Genomic DNA, 1451 nt, shown 5'->3' with positions numbered 1-1451 from the left:
TGAGCTTGAACCATATTTTTGGACACAGTTAGTCTGAGAATATGAGGTGAGAAAATGAAAAAATTTACTCCATTCATTAAACATGATGTGGTTCAAAGATATTTAAATGGAGGAACGAGCTACAGAGAGTTAGCCGGCCGAGTGGGCGTGGATGATTCTGTCATCCGTTACTGGGTAAAACTCTACAAATACCATGAAGAACAGGCATTTATTCCCGTCTATCCAAGCTACTCTCCAGATTTTAAAATGAGGGTGATTCAATTTATCGAAACCATGAATTACTCCATTCGAGAGGCCTCAGCCCTCTTCCGAATCCCAGATTACTCAATGGTCGCCAGGTGGAAAAAGAATTGGGATAAAGGAGGAGCTGAAGCCCTTGATTGGTCTGGAAAGGGGCAACCAGAAATGACTAACAAGAACCATGAATCTCAAAACGAACAGCCTAAGAGCTATGAAGAGTTACAGGAAGAAAACGAACTACTTCACATGGAAATTGCTTATTTAAAAAAGTTGAGAGCCTTAGTTCAGAAACACAACACCCGAAACATTCGAAACGATTCAAAGTAGAAGCGATCGATGAACTGAGGCGTAAACAAGGCTACCCTACTGATCGCTTGTGCAAAATAGCCGGCCTCCCGCGTAGTACGTTTTATTATCAGATTAAAGCTATGAATGAAACGGATCGTGATGAGGAGATCAGAGCCGAGATCCATGAAATTTTTGAAGAACACGACGGGCTATACGGATACCGTCGCGTCCATATGGAACTTCGAAACAGAAACTATCTCATCAATCCTAAAAAAGTCTATCGGATTATGAGGGAAGACAATCTTAAGTGTGAGGTTCGTGCACGCAAATATTATTCCTATGGCGGTAAAGTAGGGACAGTTTCAGATAACGTGTTGAACCGTGCATTCACAGCCGAAAATCCAAATGAGAAGTGGGCAACTGATATCACGGAGTTCAAGTTGTTTGGCCAGAAGGTTTACCTTTCCCCGGTTCAAGATTTATTTAATGGTGAGATCATTACGTACACATGGGGATACAGGCCCACGTATGCCCTTGTAGAAACTATGTTAGAGAATGCGTTTGAACATGTTTCCGAATCCGACGATCTCCTCTTACACTCGGATCAGGGATGGCATTATCAAATGCCCCAATTTGTCCGCCGCTTACAACGGGAAGGTGTCGTCCAAAGTATGTCACGTAAAGGGAACTGTCATGACAACGCTGTAATGGAGAACTTCTTTGGCATTTTTAAGGCTGAATTTCTTTATAGAAAATCATTTGAAAATATGAAAGACTTCGAGAGACAAATGGACAAGTACATTCATTATTACAATACAAGAAGAATTAAAGCGAGATTAAATGGGAAGAGCCCTGCCAATTATCGCCAACAAACTATAGAAGCAGCTTAAGAATTTGTGTCCAACTTTATGGTTCAAGTTCAA

Annotated in this window: 1 protein-coding gene; it reads left to right on the top strand. The window is 41.3% G+C overall.

What is annotated here, in order from left to right; all coding sequences use genetic code 11:
* The first annotated feature begins 54 nt into the window (after positions 1 to 54).
* A protein-coding gene (locus IEW76_RS20680; protein ID WP_373286023.1) for an IS3 family transposase occupies positions 55 to 1418 on the top strand; the annotation gives its coding sequence in 2 pieces (ribosomal slippage) (positions 55 to 517 and positions 517 to 1418; 1365 coding nt in all).
* Positions 1419 to 1451: the final 33 nt, after the last annotated feature.

Origin of the sequence: Pontibacillus salipaludis, from assembly GCF_014642405.1 — a bacterium.
Classification (GTDB): Bacteria; Bacillota; Bacilli; order Bacillales; family BH030062; genus Pontibacillus; species Pontibacillus salipaludis.
The sequence above is the reverse complement of the archived record's forward strand: the minus strand, read 5'-3'. Positions and strand labels throughout refer to the sequence as shown.